Origin of the sequence: Fulvivirga aurantia (assembly GCF_009711475.1) — a bacterium.
GTDB classification, from domain to species: domain Bacteria; phylum Bacteroidota; class Bacteroidia; order Cytophagales; family Cyclobacteriaceae; genus Fulvivirga; species Fulvivirga aurantia.
The window spans coordinates 1-6,068 of sequence record NZ_SMMD01000710.1 but is presented as its reverse complement, the minus strand read 5'-3'; the positions used below and the strand labels follow the sequence as shown (position 1 = coordinate 6,068).

Genomic DNA, 6,068 nt, shown 5'->3' with positions numbered 1-6,068 from the left:
TTTGCCTCATTCGTTGACGATAGATATTTATAGTTTTAAGAGCAGCGATACATATCAATAACCAAATGATACCCGCCACAAAACCAGCAACCACATCACTTGGGAAGTGAACCCCCAAATAAACACGACTTGTTCCTATTCCTAAAATAAGTAAGGTCTGAAGAGTGATTAGTGCCCATTTTAAATAGACATTGCTCACATATTTGAAAGTGAGGTAGATGATAAAACCATAAAATGCGATGGCACTCATACTATGACCGCTCGGGTAGCTAAAAGACCCATCGTGCACCTCCACCAATCGCTCAGCTTCTATAGGTCTGGGGCGACTGATAATATATTTTATGCCGAGGTTAAGAAAGAAGGTAGAAATCAAAATTAACGTGGCCTGAAGTGTTCTACGCCAACTTTTACCCTTTCTATAAAGCAAGTAAGCAATAATTGGGATCACTACCAGGTAGGCCCATTGACTTCCCATTTCTGTAATGGCTATTACAAAGGGAGTTAGTGATTCAGATCGGTAAGCATAAATCCAGGCTGTAGCATCTTTGTCGAAATTATCGAGCTCGCCAGCTTTTAAATCCCAGGTAATTTCTAAAAAAACATTAAGGGAAAATCCACAAAGTATAGCCGCTATGATCAGGAATAGAATATATAAAAAATATTCATCCTTGTGATTTATAAGTTCTCTTAAGACCCTAAGCAATGTATTAAATCAACTTTTAGTTTTACCAAAAATAGCAATTTACAATTCCTGTCAGGGCAGTAAACTACTAAGACTTAATAAAATTAACATGAGCAGACTACTTTTGTTTATTATAGCTCTGAGTGATTAATATAACATTTGCAGAAGCCGCTTAACAAAGGTTGTAAGCTGTTCTGATTGTTTTTGAAGTGCAACTGCCTGATTTACCCGGGAAGCTACCGGGTAAGCATATATTTTATCGAACAATACACTCAGTTTTGCTCCAATGACCATATGAGTGACTAGCTCCTGAATCAGCTCGCCTGCTCCCGGGGCGATGATAGTACCACCCAAAATTTTTGGCGACCTATTTAATAAATTCGTTTTAGTAACATTTAAAACCAACTTACCATACCTGTAATCCCCAACCACTGCGCGATCATCATCCTTGAAATCATATTCCAGTCTTTCAAATGACTCACCTGCTTCCTGCAGTTGAGCTGAAGATCTGCCAAAGGTTGCTATTTCAGGATCAGTGAATGTTACCCATGAGAAATGTTGATAAGAAAGCTTTTTCTTAAAGGGAGAAAAGAAATTATTGAGTAAAAGTCTGGCGTGCATTTCTGCTGCATGAGAAAATTTAAGCGACCCTAAGGCATCACCACAGACGTAAACATCAGGGTTGGTGGTTTGCAACTTGTTATTAGTTACAATTTCTCCTTTAGAGACTTTTACCTCTGCATTTTCCAGTTTAAGATCATGATGGTTTAACTCCCGACCGACAGCTACTAAGACCAAATCACATTTGAGAGATACATTGCCATTTGAGGTTTTGATATCCACCCTATCCTGTTTAATGGCTTTGGGTTCACTATCTAGCATAAATTGTACGCCTTCATCTTTAAGCCTTTGGTACAAAATCTCAGAGATTTCATACTCCTCTTTATTGAGGATGCGACTGTGTCGATGCACAATAGTTACTTTGCTGCCGAGCCTATGAAAGGCCTGCCCAAGTTCTAAACCATTTGGACCACCTCCAATCACAACCAGTTGTTTGGGTAGGTTTTGAATGTCGAAAAGTGTTTCATTTGTTACTATAGGTGCCTCATGATCTATAAACACATTTGGCATAGCAGGTTTACTACCTGTAGCGATGATGACCTTTTTACCAGCAAAGCGTTTCCCATTTACTTCTACTTCATGCTTAGAAATAAAATGAGCTTCGCCAATCTCAATAGCCAAGCCCTGCTCTATTAAATACTCTTTGTTTTCATGTGAGCGGATTATGTCTTGCTTACCCTTAATGTATTGAAGTACTGAATGTATATCTACCTCTCCGCCTACCTTAAGGCCAAACTTCTCAGCCTTTTTGGCGCTGTGTACTTCTCTGGCTATGTGTATAAGGGCTTTGCTAGGGATACATCCGAAATTGAGACAATCGCCACCTATCAACTCGGCTTTCTTATCTATTAATAAGACCTTGAAGCCAAACTCGTTCATGGAGAGGGATACGCTTAAACCAGCGGATCCCGCACCAATCACGATTAGATCATATGTTTTGCTCACTGATTGTCATTAGTTGAGGGTAACCACAATTTTGCCTGTGGTATGGCCGGTTTCTATTTGTTCGAAAGCTTCATTTACCTGATCGAGGTCATATACTTTTTGTATCGGCACTTTGATGGTACCAGCTTCTACTAGCTCTCTAATATGATTGAGCTCTCTACTATTTGGCTCCACAAATACAAATTGGAAATTAGTGCCTTCAGGCAAACCATCACCTTGACTTGCTATCGATACCAGACGGCCATTTTCTTTCAGGCAGTCAGCACCAACCTTGGTTGTGTCGCCACCTACGGCATCAAAAGCTAGCTCTACACCGCCATCAGTTAATTTTTTAACTTCCTCAGCAACGTTTTGCTCTTTATAATCAATGCAGTGATCTGCACCCAGCTCTTTGAGGTAGTCGTGGTTTGACTTGCTAGCCACAGCGATAACTTTGCTGCCTTTATATTTAGCAAGCTGAACCGCAAATGTTCCTACGCCACCAGAGGCTCCTAAAATGAGTATAGTCTCATCGGTACCCAGATCGCCTGCATCAAATATTGATTGATAGGCAGTAAGACCTGCAAGTGGTATGGCGCTAGCCTCCTCAAAGTTTATGTTAACAGGCTTTTTAGATAAATAACTTTCCGGGAGCACGATATACTCAGCTAAGGTACCATGCTGAAGTTTTGGTCTCCTGGCGTAAGCATATACTTCTTCTCCCTTTCTAAAAGTACGTGCTGCATGCCCGCATTCTTCGACAACACCTGCCATGTCCCAACCGAGTACGATCGGAAACTCATGAGGTATCATATCACTCATGTAGCCGTGAGATAATTTAGCGTCAACCGGGTTGATACCACTGGCTTTAATCTTTACTAAAACCTCACCCTCGCCTACTTCTGGCTTATCGGTGTCTTTAATTTCTAGTTTCTTATCAAATTCCTTTAATATCGCAGCTTTCATATTTTCGTTTTGTTTATACAGTTACACTTTCCGATTTAACAGTACCACGTGGTGGATAGTTTTTATCGATTATAAAGTCTAACCCTTTGAGCAATTCATCAACTGGCGGTCTACCAAACGGCATGCTTTGGTAATAAGCCGCATAGATGGAATTATCAGGCTTGAGTAAGAATAAAGCCGGCTCAGAAAATTGCTCAGGCTCATTATCACTGATAGCTTCAGAAATATATAAACCCAAAGATTCTGCCTGTTCGATTGGTAAATCATATGCGATTTTAAGATTTTCTAATCCCCATTCTGCTTTGGTCTTCCTTGCTCTATCTTCACTATCGCAACTGATAGCAATCACATCTACACCTTTGTCAGCAAAATCATTAAGCTTTCTCTCTATCTGTTGATTATATTTTTTACAAACGGGGCAATGATAGCCTCGGTAAAAAACAAGCATTTTAAATGTTTCGGCTTTTGATTGATTGAGGTCCCAATCTTCATTGGTAACTGTAGGTAATTCTAGTTTTGGAAATGTACTATTTGGTTTTAACATAATAATTCGTGGTTTTTGCCTTTTAAAGGCTAAAATTCATGCCATAAAATGCAGCGGCTGTAGCAGGCTATGAAGGCATTTTGTGAGACGCAAGGTGTTACCTGCTTTCTACAATAGAGGAATCTCATACCACCCTAGTCGATCCCTATATGATTTTGTATTTTTGCCGAACACTTAGAAAATTTACGTTTTGAGCACTAAGCAAATAGGTTCTACAGAAGATACAATCGTGGCACTTTCCACCCCTCCGGGAGTGGGTGCCATAGCGGTCATACGTCTATCCGGAAAAGATGCGATAGCTATTACCAATAAGGTTTTTAAAGGCAAAGACCTCACCAAACAAGATACACACACCATCCATTTTGGCACCATCCGCGACAATGATAAAGTGGTTGATGAAGTATTGGTTTCATTGTTTAAAGAGCCAAAATCATTTACCAAAGAAAACGTAGTAGAAATCTCCTGCCACGGCTCTCCATTTATTGTAAAGCAGTTAGTAAAAGTATTGCTAGCCAACAAAGCCCGATTAGCCCTCCCGGGTGAGTTCACCAAGCGGGCCTTCTTAAACGGCCAGTTTGATTTGGCGCAGGCTGAGGCCGTGGCTGACTTAATAAACGCAGACTCCGCTGCTGCACACGAAACGGCCTTGAAACAAATGCGCGGTGGATTTTCTGACCAAATCAAGCAACTGCGCGAAGAGTTGATACATTTTGCTTCTATGATTGAGCTCGAGCTCGACTTTGGTGAAGAAGATGTAGAATTTGCCGACCGTGATGACCTGAAAAAACTCATCAATGACCTACTGGATGTCATTATTAAGCTACTTTCTTCTTTTGACCTGGGCAACGTCATCAAAAATGGGGTACCCACAGTCATTGCCGGTAAACCAAATGCTGGTAAGTCTACCCTGCTTAATGCTTTGCTCAATGAAGAGAAGGCCATTGTCTCAGATATTGCAGGTACCACCCGAGACTTTATAGAAGATGAGATAAACATTGGGGGTGTCACTTTCAGGTTTATAGATACAGCAGGCTTACGCGAAACAGAAGATAAGATCGAAGCTATGGGTGTAGAACGTACCCAACAGCAAATGAAAAAAGCTTCCCTCATCATTTATATGATCGACCTGGCCAATGATAACGTGGTGGACTTCAACCGCGATATTAATAAGCTGGAGAATATGGGCATTCCTTTTATAGTGGTAGGTAATAAGGCAGATAGCGCGCAACCGGACTTAAAAGCAGCTGTTGAGAAAGTAGAAGGCTCAGTGGTGATATCCGCACTCAGCAAAGAAAACCTGGATGCTTTGAAGGATCGTATTTTGGAAGTGGTAAATCTAGACAACTTCAAAACAGGCGATACAATCGTAACCAACATCCGCCACTACGACAACCTCCTCAAAACCAGAAATGCACTGCAAGACGTACTCAATGGCCTCGATAATAACATCACGGGCGACTTCCTGGCTATGGACATCCGTCAGTCATTGCACTACTTAGGAGAGATTACCGGAGAGATAACCACGGATGATTTGCTGGCGAATATCTTTAGCAAGTTTTGTATCGGAAAATAAATTAAAGCTTTAACAACGTACAATTAGCAATGAACAATTAACAATTCTAGATGCGAGTTTTGAGCTTGGAGTTGCTAGCTACGAGTTTGTCAGTCTGGTCAGGCTGAGGCTCTCGAAGCCTTATTCAATTAACAATGAACAATGTGCAATTATGACCGTCACTCAGAGGGCATCGCCCGAAGAGTCTCTAATAGAGCTGTGAGTTGCTAGCTGCTAGCTATGAGTTTTGAGCTTTGAGCTTTGAGTTGCTAGCTTCGAGTTTGTCAGGCAAAGAATTCTCACAATTAACAACACTGTAAACACATAATATGGAAACATTTAAACTTCAAGAAGGCGAAGAATACATAGAACTCAATAACCTTCTCAAAATATTGGGTTGGGTAGCAACAGGTGGCGAAGCCAAGGCTGTAATTCAGCAACAGCAAGTCATTGTAAATAGTGAAGTGGAAACCCGAATAAGAAAGAAGCTAAGAACCGGTGATACCGTGAGTTTTTTAGAAATGAAAGCAGAGGTGAAGTGAGCTGTGAGATTCGAGCTATGAGCTGTGAGTTTGTTAGGCTTCTCTCAATTAGCAATGAATAATGTGCAATTATATGACCGTCACTCAGAGGGCGCAGCCCGAAGAGTCTCTTAATAGCCTTGAGTTTCTAGCTGTTAGCTTCTAGTTTGTCAAACTGAAGTTTCTTACAATTAACAATGAGCAATGAACAATGAACAATGTGCAATTATGACCGTCACTCAGAGACATAACTTTTTT

6 protein-coding genes are annotated in these 6,068 nt (G+C 40.8%); 2 read left to right on the top strand and 4 right to left on the bottom strand.

What is annotated here, in order from left to right; all coding sequences use genetic code 11:
• The 4 genes from E1176_RS07875 to E1176_RS07860 all read right to left on the bottom strand — a co-directional run.
• Positions 1 to 703: phosphatase PAP2 family protein (locus E1176_RS07875; protein WP_155210066.1), on the bottom strand; the 703-nt coding region annotated here is incomplete at its 3' end.
• A 126-nt stretch (positions 704 to 829) separates the two neighbouring features.
• Entirely contained in the window at positions 830 to 2,248 is a 1,419-nt protein-coding gene (locus tag E1176_RS21345) for an FAD-dependent oxidoreductase (protein ID WP_155210065.1), read from the bottom strand.
• A 9-nt stretch (positions 2,249 to 2,257) separates the two neighbouring features.
• Entirely contained in the window at positions 2,258 to 3,193 is a 936-nt protein-coding gene (locus tag E1176_RS07865; protein WP_155210064.1) for an NADP-dependent oxidoreductase, read from the bottom strand.
• Positions 3,194 to 3,206: 13 nt separating this feature from the next.
• The gene (locus E1176_RS07860; protein ID WP_155210063.1) at positions 3,207 to 3,737 is read right to left on the bottom strand and encodes a peroxiredoxin-like family protein; all 531 of its coding nucleotides are present in this window, start codon (positions 3,735 to 3,737) and stop codon (positions 3,207 to 3,209) included.
• Positions 3,738 to 3,927: 190 nt separating this feature from the next.
• Between E1176_RS07860 and mnmE the strand changes: the two genes are divergently transcribed.
• A complete protein-coding gene (gene mnmE / locus E1176_RS07855) occupies positions 3,928 to 5,310 on the top strand; it encodes a tRNA uridine-5-carboxymethylaminomethyl(34) synthesis GTPase MnmE (protein ID WP_155210062.1) in 1,383 nt (460 codons plus the stop codon).
• A gap of 308 nt (positions 5,311 to 5,618) precedes the next feature.
• On the top strand, positions 5,619 to 5,831 hold the full coding sequence (locus tag E1176_RS07850; RefSeq protein ID WP_155210061.1) for an RNA-binding S4 domain-containing protein: 213 nt from the start codon (positions 5,619 to 5,621) through the stop codon (positions 5,829 to 5,831).
• Positions 5,832 to 6,068 lie beyond the last annotated feature (237 nt).